Here is a 12,066-nt window from a genome sequence, read left to right as displayed (position 1 = left end):
CACGAGGCCAGGAATGGACAGCAGAGCGGTGACCGGCTCGATGCGGGTCCATGCTGTTGCGGGTCGGGCAGGGCCCGGACGGGGGCCATTGTCCCCGATTGGCAGGGGCGGGCGCCACTTCCATGACCCAGCCGCCAATGGCGGCGCCTTCACGCGGGATCGGTGAAGCTGAAGCCCGACCCAACCAGCGGCAACGGCATGACTCAGACGGCAATCAGGTGCCGCTCCATCCTCAGTGAGGTCACCCTCGGCGACGCCTCGCACGGCACTGGACCGGGGGTGGACCCGCGCATGGTGCGCGAGCAGGTGCAGCAGCGGCTGGCCGAGCTGTTGCCGGCGGGTCCGGAGGGCGACCGGGTCTGCACTGCGATGCGCGAGTTCATGCTCACGGCCGGGAAACGGATGAGGCCGGTGTTGATGGTGATGGCGGCGCGCGGGATGGGCCACGCCGACGACGCAATCATCGATGTGGGCTGTGCGGTGGAGATGGTGCATGGCGCTTCGCTGATCCTCGATGACCTGCCCAGCATGGACAATGCGGAACTGCGACGGGGCCAGCCGACCGTGCATCGCCAGCATGGCGAGGACGTGGCCATCCTGGCTTCGGTCGCACTGTTGAGCCGAGCGTTCCAGGTGCTGGCGGAGCTGGAAGGCATTCCTGCGCCGTTGCGGAGCGAACTGCTGGCGACGCTGGCGGCGGCGGTCGGCAGCCAGGGCCTGGTCTGTGGCCAGTTCAACGACCTGCATGGCAGCGAGGGAGCACGCGATGTGCAGGCCGTCCAGCGCACCAACGAACTCAAGACCGGCGCGCTGTTCAGCGCAGCGCTGGAAATGGCCGCGATGACCGCCGGCGCCAGTGCGCGTGCGCGCGCGATCGCACGGGACTGCGCCGTGGAACTTGGGCAGGCCTTCCAGCTGCAGGACGACCTGCGCGATGGCGACGACAGTGCGCTGTCCGGCAAGGACGGCGGAAAGGATGCGGGCAAGTGCACGCTGATAACGCTGCTCGGGCGCGAGGAAGTGCAGCGCCGCCTGCAGGCCCACCTGCAGCGGGCGTTCGCCCTGCTGGCAGAGCTTGATGGCCAGCATGACGACCTGGTCGCCTTCACCCGCCAGCACTTCCGCATCGCATGAGTGTCCCCGTCGCCAAGGGCGTGCCGCAGAGCGAGCTGGTCAAGCGCAAGAATGACCATCTGGATATCGTGCTTGATAAAGCGCGCGCGTGGCAGCGCGCCGAAACAGGCTTTGCCGCCTACCGTTTCGAGCACTGTGCGCTTCCCGAGCTTCATCTTGATGCCATCGACCTGCGTACCACGCTGCTGGGCCGGCCGTTGCGTGCGCCGCTGCTGGTGAGCTCGATGACCGGTGGCGCGCTGCGTGCAAGCCGGATCAACCTGCACCTGGTGGAAGCGGCACAGGAGCTGGGCATCGCGCTTGCCGTAGGCTCCCAGCGGGTTGCGCTGGAAACCGGACTGGACCATGGCCTGACCCATGAGTTGCGCCGCCGCGGGCCCGACGTACCCCTGCTCGCCAACCTGGGCGCTGCGCAGCTGCGCGGGAAGGGCATCGCGTTGGCGCAGCGCGCCGTGGAGATGATCGACGCCGATGCGCTGATCGTGCACCTCAACCCCCTCCAGGAGGCCGTGCAATCCGGAGGCGACCGTGACTGGTGCGGGATACTGGATGCGATTGCGGCGGTGACCGCCGCGCTGTCGGTGCCGGTGGTGGTAAAGGAGGTCGGCGCTGGAATTTCCGCTTCGGTGGCCAGGCAGCTGGTACAGGCCGGGGTGCAGGTCATCGACGTGGCCGGAGCCGGTGGCACCAGCTGGGCAGCGGTGGAGGGCGAACGGTCTCCGGATCCGCTCGGCCGGGAAATCGCCATGGCTTTCAGCGACTGGGGCATCCCGACCGCGCTTGCGCTGCGTGCCACCCGCGCGGCGCTGCCATCATTGCCGATCATCGCCTCCGGTGGCATCCGCGACGGGATCGATGCCGCCAAGGCCATCCGTCTTGGTGCCGACATGGTCGGCCAGGCCGCTTCCGTACTGACCAGTGCATTGGAGTCGACCGACGCGGTGGTCGATCACTTCCGGGCGGTGATCCGCCAGCTGCAGATCGTCTGTTTCTGCACCGGCAGTGCCGACCTGGCCGCGCTGGCGCGCGCGCCGATGTTCCTTGACGGCGAACTCCTGGATGCCCCGCCGTGAGCCACATCGGAATCATCGTACCGCCGTTTCCCAGCCACTGGCGCGCCATGCAGGCGCTCGGCCGTGGCCTGCAGCGGCAAGGGCATCGGGTGACTTTCTTCCATCAGCAGGATGCGGCGCGGCTGTTGTCGGACACCGCCCTCGGGTTTGTCGCGCTTGGGCAACAGACGCATCCGCCTGGATCGCTGGACGCGGTCCTGCGCCGCGCGGCCAACCCGGGCTCTCCCTGGGGCCTGAAGCGGGTCATTGCCGATCTTGCGCGGACCACGGACATGTTGTGCCGCGAGCTGCCGCAGGCGTTGTCGCTGGCTGGCGTTGACGCGCTCGTCTGCGATCAGATGGAGGCCGCCGGTGGCCTGGTCGCCGAGGCACGGCAGATGCCCTGGGTGTCGGTTGCATGTGCACTGCCGGTCAACCGCGAGCCAGGCATTCCGTTGCCGGTGATGCCCTGGTCCTGCTCCCATCGTCCACGCAATCTTGAGATACAGGCCGCCAGCACACGCGTTTACGATCATCTGATGACGCCGCAGCGGCGGGTGATCGAGCACCATGCGGCGGCGTTCGGCCTGTCCCGGCGCGGCGCCCTGCATGAGTGCCTGTCGCCGTGGCTGCAGATCAGCCAGACGGTGCGGGATTTCGATTTCCCGCGCTCCTCCGGCGGCGACCAGCTGCAGCATGTGGGACCGCTGCGCGAGCCGATGCAGCAGGTGTTCGACGGCAGCGGACTGTCTGCCGGGCGACCCTTCGTATTTGCGTCGCTGGGCACTCTGCAGGGCCAGCGCGAGCGCACGTTCCAGCGGATAGCGCAGGCGTGTGCAAGCCAGGACGTACAGGTGCTCATCGCACACTGCGGCGGCTTGAGCACCCGGCAAGCGCAGGCCCTGCGTCGTCCAGGACAGGTCTGGGTGACCGACTTCGCCCCGCAGCAGGCGGTCCTGGAGCGGGCAGATGCGGTGATTTCGCACGCCGGGCTGAATACCGTGATGGATGCGTTCACCGCCGCCGTGCCGGTGCTGGCGCTGCCCATCGCCTTCGATCAGCCCGGCGTGGCCGCGCGGCTGGTGCACGCCGGCGCCGGCCTGAAGGCATCCCCCCGGTGGACCTCCTCGCGTGGGATGGGACGTGCGCTGCGGCGCCTGCTCGACGAGCCGGCGTTCGCCGCCCGTTCGGCCGAGCTGGGGCAGGCGATCCGCCAGGCCGGAGGCACCGACCGTGCCGTGGCGCTCATCGAAGGGGTGCTGCGCAGCGCCCCCCCCGGCATCGCGCACGTCGCCTGATGCACCACGATTACGACCTCATCCTGGTGGGCGGAGGCCTGGCCAACGGGCTTATCGCCCTGCGCCTGCAGTCGCTACGGCCGCAGTTGCGGGTGCTGCTGCTGGAAGCTGGCGACCGCCTGGGCGGCAATCACACATGGTCCTTCCACCAGCACGACCTGGAGCCATCCCAGTGGGCGTGGGTCGCCCCGCTGGTGTCGCATCGCTGGCAGGGGCAGCAGGTCCGGTTTCCCGGGCACCGCCGGCAGCTGCGCGCCGGCTATGCCAGCATCCTGACGGAAACGTTCGACGCTTGCCTGCGTGAGCGCCTGGGCACGGCGGCGTGCTGTGGCAGCCGTGTGGTGGACATCGGGCCTGGGCAGGTCCGCTTGGCCGATGGACGCACGTTGCACGCCGGCGCGGTCATCGACGGCCGCGGCCCTTCGGCGACCCCGCACATGACCCTGGGCAGACAGGCTTTCCTCGGTCAGGTCGTGCGCACCGCGGTGCCGCATGGGCTGCGCTTGCCGATCATCATGGATGCGGACGTAGCGCAGGGCGAGGGGTACCGGTTCGTGTACACCCTGCCGTTCGCCGAGGATCTGCTGCTGATCGAAGACACCCATTACGTGGACGGTGTGGGCCCGTCGGCGGCGCAGTTCCGCGACAACATCGCCGACTACGCGCGGGCGCAGGGCTGGGACATACAGCAGGTCCTGCGCGAAGAGCAGGGCGTGTTGCCAATCACCCTCGCAGGGGACCTCAACGCCTTCCATGGCGCGCTTGATGGCCAACCCAGTGTGGGCCTGCGTGCCGGCCTGTTCCACCCGACCACGGGCTATTCGCTGCCCGAAGCCGTGCGGCTGGCCGAACACGTGGCGCAGCTACCACGGCTGGACGCGCCGTCGCTGTCTGCCTCGCTGCAGCGCTACGGCCGCCAACGCTGGCAGCAGCAGGGCTTCTTCCGGATGCTCAACCGCATGCTGTTCCTGGCCGGCCCCGCCAACCGGCGCTGGACGGTCATGCAGCGCTTTTACTCCCTGCCTGAGCCGCTCATCGAACGCTTCTACGCCGGCAGGCTCCGCTGGGCCGACAAGCTGAGACTGCTTTCCGGCAAGCCGCCGGTGCCGCTGGCGGAAGCGGCTCGAGCGGTGCTTGCCTCGCATGCTTCTCTGCAAAGGAATTCCTGAATGCCCACGCCCAAACGCGCCGCCGTCATCGGTGCCGGATTTGGTGGACTTGCGCTTGCCATCCGCCTGCAGGCCGGTGGCTGCCAGACCACGCTGCTGGAAAAACGAGACAAACCCGGCGGTCGCGCCTATGTGTATGAGGACGACGGCTTCACTTTCGATGCAGGGCCCACCGTCATCACCGACCCCTCCGCGCTGGAGGAGCTGTTCACCCTGGCTGGCCGCAGGATGTCCGACTACGTCGAGCTGCTTCCGGTGGATCCGTTCTACCGGCTCGGCTGGGAGGACGGGACGCGATTCGACTATGTCAACGACCAGCAGTCGCTAGAACGTCAGATACACGCCCTGCAGCCCGACGACGTCGAAGGCTATCGGCGCTTCCTGGCGTACTCGCGTGCCGTGTTCAAAGAGGGGTATCTCAAGCTTGGAGCCGTCCCGTTCCTGTCCTTCCGTGACATGCTGGCAGCCGCACCGCAGCTGGCGCGTCTGCAGGCGTGGCGCAGCGTCTACGGCATGGTGTCCCGCTTCATCAAGGACGACCACCTGCGGCAGGCGTTCTCGTTCCACTCACTACTGGTGGGCGGAAACCCGTTTGCGACCTCATCGATCTACACCCTGATCCACGCGCTGGAGCGCGAGTGGGGAGTGTGGTTTCCCCGCGGCGGAACCGGCGCACTGATACGCGCGATGGTGCGCCTGTTCCAGGATCTCGGCGGTGAGCTGAAGTTGAACGCCGATGTGGCCCGCATCGAGGTGGAGGCCAACCGTGCCTGCGCGGTGACGCTGCAGGACGGGGAGCGGATCGAGCTGGACATGCTGGCATCCAATGCCGATGTCGTGCATACCTACCGGCAGTTGCTTGGCCACCACCCGCGTGGCGCCGCCCACGGCAGGAAGCTCGCCGGAAAGCGTTCCAGCATGTCCCTGTTCGTACTGTATTTCGGGCTCAAGACGCGTCACGAAGACCTGCGCCATCATACTGTCTGCTTCGGCCAGCGATATCGCGGCCTGATCGATGAGATCTTCAACGGCGACAAGCTGGCCGAGGATTTCTCGCTGTACCTGCACAATCCCTGCGTCACCGATGCGTCGCTGGCGCCACCCGGGTGCAGCAGCCTGTACGTGCTGGCACCGGTGCCGCATCTGGGTAACGCTGACATCGATTGGGACGTGGAGGGGCCGCGCTACCGCGAACGGATCTTCGACTATCTGGAGAAATACTACATACCCGGGCTGCGCGAGGACCTGGTGACCAGCCGCTTCATGACACCCTTTGATTTCCGCGACACGCTCAACGCGCACCACGGCTCGGCGTTCTCGCTGGAACCGGTGCTGACCCAGAGCGCCTGGTTCCGTCCGCACAACCGCGACAGCACCCTGGCCAATCTCTATCTGGTCGGGGCGGGCACGCATCCCGGCGCCGGGGTGCCCGGCGTGGTGGCATCGGCCAAGGCGACCGCGGGCCTGATGCTGCAGGAGGCAGGGCGGTGACCGATGCGCTCGAACGCCAGGCGCGCGTGACCATCAGCCGGGGTTCGAAGAGTTTCGCCGTTGCATCACGGGTGTTCGATGCACGCACCCGGCGCGGGGCGACCCTGCTGTACACCTGGTGCCGCCACTGCGACGACGTCGTGGACGGGCAGGTCCTGGGCCATCGCGGTGTCCCGGCGTCGGCTTCGGATCCCGGCGCGGCGCTGGCCGAACTACGCCGTTGCACTGCGCTGGCCTACCAGCAGCCCCTCCTGCAGGACCCACCCTTTGCCGCCCTGCAGGAAGTGGTTCGTACGTTTGCGATTCCGGCCCGGCATGCGCAGGCGCATCTGGACGGCTTTGCAATGGATGTGGCGGGACGCGAGTACCGCACCTTCGACGACACCCTGGAGTACTGCTATCACGTTGCCGGCGTGGTGGGCATCATGATGTGCCACATCATGGGTCCGACCGACCCCGCCGTGCTTGACCGTGCCGCCGACCTGGGACTGGCGTTCCAGCTGAGCAACATCGCGCGCGACGTGGTGGAGGATGCCCAGGCAGGGCGTTGCTACCTGCCCGTCGACTGGCTGGAACAGGCGGGGTTGACCCCGCGCAACCACGCCGATCAGGCGCACCGGCAGGCGCTGGCGGGCGTCGTGGCGCGTTTGCTGGAATCGGCCGAGACCTACTACGCCTCCGCGCTGAAGGGGCTGCCCGCCCTGCCTGCGCGCTCTGCCTGGGCCGTGGCCACCGCGCACGGCATCTACCGCGAAATCGGCCTTCACGTGCGCGCCCGCGGCCCCGCGGCATGGGACCGCCGGGTATCCACCTCGACCAGCGACAAGCTTCGGCTGCTGCTGCGAGGTGCATACCAGGCGCGTGCGTCGCGCGGTGAAGGGGTCGCTGCGGCGCAGGGCAGGCCGGCGGCCCTGTGGCAGCGGCCCGGGCGCGCCTGATGGCCGCAGCATCGCACCGGCGTGCCTGCCTGGGATCACGGCCGCGGTTCGCGTTTCCTGCCCACGCGGCCGCCGTGCAGGCGCTGCAGCTCGCGCTTCAAGCGGTCCACCGGCGGCGCCCACAGGAATCCGAACGACACGCACCCCTCGCGGCCCTGCACCGCATGGTGCATCCGGTGGGCTTGGTAGAGCCGTTTGAGGTAGCCGCGGCGCGGCGCATTGCGGAACAGCCAGCGCCGATGCACCAGGCCATCATGGGCCACGAAATAAAGCATCCCGTACCCGGTCATGCCCGCGCCGACCCATTCCAGCGGATGCCAGCCGCGCGTGCCGAGGTAGATCAGTACGATGGCGATCGCGGCGAACACGACCGCGTAAAGATCATTTCGCTCGAAGCGTCCCGTGCGCGGCTCATGGTGCGACCTGTGCCAGCCCCAGCCCCAGCCATGCATGACATGCCGGTGCACCAGCGTGGAAAACACCTCCATTCCCGCGAGAGTGGAAAGAAACACCAGCGTATTGACCAGAGGACTCACGGTATGCGGGCGGCAACGGGACAGGGAGGCCACTCTAGCAAACGCCCATGCGAGGCCAGTGAGGGAAGTGCAGCGCCTTGATGAACAGGCCCGATTCCACCACCGGCCACGACTATCCGGGACGCGCTGATGCCTGGCTGCGCGCCTGTTTCGCACAACGCACCACCGCTACGGGCGCACTGCTGGCGGTCCACCTGCTGTGGCTGCTCAGCGCCGGGCGCCCCTGGGGATGTATCGGCGGAGACACCTTCGCCTGGCAGCCAGGATCCGGCATTGCGCACAATTCGCAGCATCTGGCGGACTGGTATGCCTTGCTGCATGCCGGCTTCGGCATCGGCTTCGCCTGGGCGCTGCGCACGCTGCGGCCGCTTTGGCAACGGCGGGACGCCGGGCTGGTCGCGTTGGCCTGCAGCACGGTGTGGGAGGTCGTGGAAAACACGCCCTTTGTCATCTCGCTGCTGGACAACACGACCAACATGGCGCCGGATTACAGCGGTGACAGCGTCGTCAACTCGCTTGCCGATACCGGGTGGGTCCTGCTGGGCTTCTGGTTGGCCTGGCGTATGCCGGGGCGGTGGGCACTGGCCGTGATCGTGCTGCTGGAACTGACGGTGTCGCTGGCCATCGCGGACGGGTGGGTACTCACCGCATTTCGACTGCTCGCCGGCCTGCTCGGGCGCGACGCGGTGGCGCTGGTGGACTGAGGCGCCGCGTTCAACGCCCGGGCTGCTGCGCCGCCCCTTTCTTGTCCACGTGTTTGCCAGGTTCCTGCGGCGTATCGGGATTGCCGTTGCGCGACAGCCAGATGCACGATGGCCCCACCATCGCCAGGATGCCGATCACCACGATCAACAGGAGCTTGGTACTCTTTTTCATGCCACTACCTGCGTCCAGACTGTGCCCTGAGAATAGGCAGGGCAGCGTCAGTTTGATGTGTTCGCGGCATGCCCGGCGCGGACGCCGGATGGCGCCCGCCCGGCCATGCAACCTTACTTCGGCATCAGTACGGTATCGACGACGTGGACCACGCCGTTTGACTGCATCACGTCAGCGGTACTGACCGACGCCTTGCCTCCCTTGCTGTCCACGATCCAGAGCTTGCCCTGGTGCAGCTTGAAGGTCAGCGGCTCCCCTTGGACGGTGGCAAGCGTGGCGGCCCCGCCTTGCCGGGTAGCCGCCGCGGTCAATTCGGCGGCGGTGTGTTTGCCGGGGACGACGTGGTACGTCAGGATTTTCGACAGGGCGGCCTTGTTTTCGGGTTTGACCAGCGTATCCACGGTACCGGCCGGGAGCTTGTTGAAGGCGGCGTTGGTGGGAGCGAACACGGTAAACGGGCCCGGGCCGCTGAGGGTTTCCACCAGGCCGGCAGCCTTCACCGCCGCAACCAGCGTGGTGTGGTCCTTCGACGCGCTGGCGTTCTCGACACTGGTCCTGGTGGGCTCCATCGGTGCGCCGCCGACCATCGGCGGATCGGCGGCAAAGGCGGGCGCTGCGATGGACCCGAGAACGACAAGGCCGGTGGCGAGGGCGAGCTTCCTGATAGTGGCTTGCACGGTGCGTCTCCTGTTCGTCCCTCGGATGAGGGGGTACTTCAGATACGCGGCAGACGGCGCGCTGGATGCAGTCGCGTGCAACTTTGTTTTTCCCGCGGGCGCCGACCTCCCGCCAAGGCCATGCTGCGACGCAGCGTACCGGCCCTGATCAACGGCCCACGGTCTACGCCGCACAAGGGGTGTGCTACGCATCGGAGCTTCGCCGTTGACAGCGTTGTCAATCCGGACATAGAAACGTTCCTGCGTAGCGCCCGCGCGCACTGTCCTGATTCGAAAGGAATTCGCCGATCATGAAGTCCCTCAAGCCCCTGTTGCTGTGCGCCGCCTTGGCACTGGCGTGCAGCAGCACTGCCCATGCTGCCACGCCCGCCGGCCAGATCCATCCGTCGCAGTGGCCGCAGCCGAGCTGGCCGCTGCCCACCGACCCGGCCATCGAGCGCCGCATCGACGACCTGATGGCGAAGATGAGCGTGGAAGAAAAGGTGGGCCAGATCGTGCAGGCCGACATCGGCAGCATCACCCCGGCGGAGGTCAGGAAGTATCGCCTCGGCTCGGTCCTGGCCGGCGGCGGGTCCGATCCGGGTGGGCGCTACAACGCCAGGCCGGCCGAATGGTTGGCGCTGGCCGATGCCTACTGGGAAGCGTCGATGGACATCAGCGGCGGCGGCCATGCGATCCCGATCATCTGGGGGATCGATGCAATGCACGGACAGAGCAACGTGGTCGGTGCCACGTTGTTCCCGCACAACATCGGCCTGGGCGCGACGCGCAACCCGGACCTGCTGCGCGAGATCGCCCGCATCACCGCCGCCGAAACCCGCACCACCGGCATGGAGTGGACCTTCGCACCGACCGTTGCCGTGCCCCAGGATGACCGCTGGGGCCGCGCCTACGAGGGCTATTCCGAGGATCCGGCGCTGGTCGCCAGCTATGCCGGCGTGTTCGTCGAGGGGCTGCAGGGCAAGGCCGGCGCGGCCGACTTCCTCGACGACCACCACGTGATGACCACGGTCAAGCATTTCCTGGGCGACGGCGGCACCACCAACGGCAAGGACCAGGGCGATACCACCGTCACCGAAGCGCAGCTGCGTGACATCCACGCCGCTGGCTACGTGCCCGCCATTGCGGCCGGCGCACAGTCGGTGATGGCCTCGTTCAACAGCTTCCACGGCGAAAAGATGCACGGCCACAAGCCGCTGATGACCGATGTGCTGAAAGGCCAGATGAACTTCGGCGGCTTCGTGGTCGGCGACTGGAACGGCCACGGGCAGGTGAAGGGCTGCACCAATACCGACTGCGCGCAGACCTATATCGCCGGCATGGACATGGCGATGGCGCCGGATACCTGGAAGGGGCTTTACGAGAGCACCGTAAAGCACGTCAAGGAGGGAGCCTTGCCGATGGCGCGGCTGGACGATGCAGTGCGCCGGATCCTGCGGGCCAAGATGCGCATGGGGCTGTTCGAAAAGCCCAGGCCGTCCGCGCGCGCACTGGGTGGCAAGTTCGAACTGCTCGGTTCGCCGCAACATCGCGCGGTGGCGCGGCAGGCCGTGCGTGAATCGCTGGTGCTGCTGAAGAACCACGGCGGACTGCTGCCGCTGTCGCCGAAGCAGCGCGTGCTGGTTGCGGGTGATGGTGCCGACAGCATGACCAAGCAGACCGGCGGCTGGACACTGACCTGGCAGGGTGATGGCACCAAACGAGACGACTTCCCCAACGCCGACACCCTGTGGGATGGGCTGAAAGCCCAGGTGCAGGCAGCCGGCGGCAACGCCGAGCTGGCCTTGGACGGTGCGTACAGAACCAAGCCGGACGTCGCCATCGTGGTGTTTGGCGAGGACCCGTATGCCGAGTTCCAGGGCGACCTGCCGGACCTGATGTTCAAGGGCGGCCGCTCGGGTGACCTGGAGCTGATCCGCAAGCTGAAAGCCGACGGCATCCCGGTCGTGGCGGTCTTCATCAGCGGGCGTCCGCTGTGGTTGAACCGCGAGATCAATGCCGCCGACGCCTTCGTTGCCGCATGGCTGCCGGGATCCGAAGGCGCAGGCGTGGCCGACGTGCTGCTGCGTGGGCCCGATGGCAAGATGCAGCATGACTTCAGCGGCAAGCTCAGTTTCTCGTGGCCGCGCCGTGCCGACCAGTACGCCAACAACGTGGGCCAGCCGGGTTATGACCCGCAGTTCGCGTTCGGCTATGGGCTCACCTATGCAGATAACGGCGAGCTGCAGCCACTCTCGGAAGAGCCGGGAATCGACCCGACCCAATCGCGCACCAGCACCTGGTTCGACCGCGGCGTGGCCGCGACCGGGCTCACGCTGCGCCTGACCGGCGCTGATGGCGAGGCGATGGATATCGTGCACCCCAACGCCACCACGCCGGACGGTTCGGTCGCCATGACCGCGATCAACACGGAGGTGCAGGAAGGCGGACGCCAGTTCAGCTTCGCCCGGAACGGATTGATCGAGCTGCGGGCCAATGCACCACTGGACCTGGATCGCGAAACGAATGGCGACGTGCTCGTGATCTCTACGCTGCGGGTCGATATGCTGCCTGCCGGCGCCCCGGTGAGCTACCTCGCGACGAGCGGGAAGACCACGCGCGGTGAAGTATCAATCAGCAAGGCGCTGACGGCGTCCAAGGTGGGCGAGTGGACCCGTGTGGGCGTGCCGCTGCGTTGCTTGCGCAGTGCCGGGGTGGACATGAAGCAGGTCGATATCCCGATGGCCCTGCAGGCGGGCAAGGGCGTGCGCCTGTCGCTGGCAAAGGTCGCCATCGGAACGGATTACGACCAGAAGGTGACCTGCGCCGAGTGAGCCCACATCCGGGTTTTCGCGACCATGGGTCGGCGCTACCTGGGAATCCGCCCGGATTCGGTAGCGCCGAGCCATGCTCGGC

At 67.4% G+C, this 12,066-nt stretch carries 11 protein-coding genes; 8 read left to right on the top strand and 3 right to left on the bottom strand.

Annotated elements, in window-relative coordinates; all coding sequences use genetic code 11:
- Window positions 1-198: 198 nt before the first annotated feature.
- From SOM47_RS11125 to SOM47_RS11100, 6 genes are read left to right on the top strand one after another with little or no spacing between them, the layout of a single operon-like run.
- Entirely contained in the window at window positions 199-1,134 is a 936-nt protein-coding gene (locus SOM47_RS11125) for a polyprenyl synthetase family protein (RefSeq protein WP_320505585.1), read from the top strand.
- Window positions 1,131-2,207, top strand: coding sequence for a type 2 isopentenyl-diphosphate Delta-isomerase (gene fni, locus SOM47_RS11120; RefSeq protein ID WP_042612923.1), 1,077 nt, complete (start codon window positions 1,131-1,133; stop codon window positions 2,205-2,207). Before SOM47_RS11125 ends, fni begins: the two co-directional genes overlap by 4 nt.
- Entirely contained in the window at window positions 2,204-3,484 is a 1,281-nt protein-coding gene (locus SOM47_RS11115) for a glycosyltransferase (protein ID WP_320505584.1), read from the top strand. The genes fni and SOM47_RS11115 overlap by 4 nt, the downstream gene beginning before the upstream one ends.
- Window positions 3,484-4,653, top strand: a complete 1,170-nt coding sequence (crtY, locus tag SOM47_RS11110; protein WP_320505583.1) for a lycopene beta-cyclase CrtY — start codon at window positions 3,484-3,486, stop codon at window positions 4,651-4,653. Before SOM47_RS11115 ends, crtY begins: the two co-directional genes overlap by 1 nt.
- Window positions 4,654-6,144, top strand: coding sequence for a phytoene desaturase (locus SOM47_RS11105; protein ID WP_320505582.1), 1,491 nt, complete (start codon window positions 4,654-4,656; stop codon window positions 6,142-6,144).
- Window positions 6,141-7,082, top strand: coding sequence for a phytoene/squalene synthase family protein (locus SOM47_RS11100; protein ID WP_320505581.1), 942 nt, complete (start codon window positions 6,141-6,143; stop codon window positions 7,080-7,082). Before SOM47_RS11105 ends, SOM47_RS11100 begins: the two co-directional genes overlap by 4 nt.
- Before the next feature lie 35 nt (window positions 7,083-7,117).
- Here SOM47_RS11100 and SOM47_RS11095 read toward each other — a convergent pair whose 3' ends face one another.
- Window positions 7,118-7,651 (bottom strand): sterol desaturase family protein, encoded by a 534-nt coding sequence (locus SOM47_RS11095; RefSeq protein WP_320505580.1) that lies wholly within the window; start codon window positions 7,649-7,651, stop codon window positions 7,118-7,120.
- A 47-nt stretch (window positions 7,652-7,698) separates the two neighbouring features.
- Here SOM47_RS11095 and SOM47_RS11090 point away from each other — a divergent pair, with 47 nt between their 5' ends.
- Window positions 7,699-8,322 carry a DUF2585 family protein gene (locus SOM47_RS11090; RefSeq protein ID WP_320505579.1) on the top strand — a complete coding sequence of 208 codons (624 nt, stop codon included), beginning with the start codon at window positions 7,699-7,701 and terminating at the stop codon, window positions 8,320-8,322.
- A 10-nt stretch (window positions 8,323-8,332) separates the two neighbouring features.
- Here SOM47_RS11090 and SOM47_RS11085 read toward each other — a convergent pair whose 3' ends face one another.
- Both SOM47_RS11085 and SOM47_RS11080 read right to left on the bottom strand, forming a co-directional pair.
- The gene (locus SOM47_RS11085) at window positions 8,333-8,494 is read right to left on the bottom strand and encodes a hypothetical protein (RefSeq protein WP_157825123.1); all 162 of its coding nucleotides are present in this window, start codon (window positions 8,492-8,494) and stop codon (window positions 8,333-8,335) included.
- A 113-nt stretch (window positions 8,495-8,607) separates the two neighbouring features.
- Window positions 8,608-9,171: a fasciclin domain-containing protein gene (locus SOM47_RS11080; RefSeq protein WP_320505578.1), complete on the bottom strand. Its 564-nt coding sequence runs from the start codon at window positions 9,169-9,171 to the stop codon at window positions 8,608-8,610.
- Between the two features lie 290 nt (window positions 9,172-9,461).
- Here SOM47_RS11080 and SOM47_RS11075 point away from each other — a divergent pair, with 290 nt between their 5' ends.
- On the top strand, window positions 9,462-11,984 hold the full coding sequence (locus SOM47_RS11075; RefSeq protein ID WP_320505577.1) for a glycoside hydrolase family 3 protein: 2,523 nt from the start codon (window positions 9,462-9,464) through the stop codon (window positions 11,982-11,984).
- The last annotated feature ends 82 nt before the right edge of the window (window positions 11,985-12,066 follow it).

This window comes from Stenotrophomonas sp. CFBP8980 (assembly GCF_034046095.1).
Lineage (GTDB): Bacteria > Pseudomonadota > Gammaproteobacteria > Xanthomonadales > Xanthomonadaceae > Stenotrophomonas > Stenotrophomonas lacuserhaii.
This window is presented reverse-complemented; position numbering and strand designations above follow the sequence as displayed.

Bases quoted from the DNA above. Each gene is read 5' to 3' on its own strand.
- SOM47_RS11125 (WP_320505585.1), top strand. From the start codon at position 199: ATGACTCAGACGGCAATCAGGTGCCGCTCCATCCTCAGTGAGGTCACC.
- fni (WP_042612923.1), top strand. From the start codon at position 1,131: ATGAGTGTCCCCGTCGCCAAGGGCGTGCCGCAGAGCGAGCTGGTCAAG.
- crtY (WP_320505583.1), top strand. From the start codon at position 3,484: ATGCACCACGATTACGACCTCATCCTGGTGGGCGGAGGCCTGGCCAAC.
- SOM47_RS11105 (WP_320505582.1), top strand. From the start codon at position 4,654: ATGCCCACGCCCAAACGCGCCGCCGTCATCGGTGCCGGATTTGGTGGA.
- SOM47_RS11090 (WP_320505579.1), top strand. From the start codon at position 7,699: ATGAACAGGCCCGATTCCACCACCGGCCACGACTATCCGGGACGCGCT.
- SOM47_RS11085 (WP_157825123.1), bottom strand. From the start codon at position 8,494: ATGAAAAAGAGTACCAAGCTCCTGTTGATCGTGGTGATCGGCATCCTG.
- SOM47_RS11075 (WP_320505577.1), top strand. From the start codon at position 9,462: ATGAAGTCCCTCAAGCCCCTGTTGCTGTGCGCCGCCTTGGCACTGGCG.